This is a genomic window from Leifsonia sp. SIMBA_070 (genome assembly GCF_046534635.1).
GTDB lineage: Bacteria > Actinomycetota > Actinomycetes > Actinomycetales > Microbacteriaceae > Leifsonia.
The window spans coordinates 1-251 of sequence record NZ_JAWRYK010000657.1 but is presented as its reverse complement, the minus strand read 5'-3'; the positions used below and the strand labels follow the sequence as shown (position 1 = coordinate 251).

Here is a 251-nt window from a genome sequence, read left to right as displayed (position 1 = left end):
AGTCGGTGGATCGGGTTCTGCGTGACCGCGTCTCGAATGAGCTCAGTGACCGGTTGCCCGACCACATGGTCCCGTCGGCGCTGGTGTTCATGGCGGACTTCCCCATGACACCGCACGGCAAGCTCGATCGCGGCGCGCTTCCCGCCCCGGACTTCACCACGAGCGTCACCTCGCGGGAGCCGGAGACGGACACCGAACGGATCCTCTGTGAGGTGTTTGCCGAAACGCTCGGGCTCGAACAGGTTTCGGTC

General features: G+C 65.3%; 1 protein-coding gene. It reads left to right on the top strand.

The features are described from left to right. Positions 1-251 (top strand): hypothetical protein (locus SB754_RS21875; protein ID WP_410784407.1); only part of this gene is annotated, 251 nt, incomplete at both ends.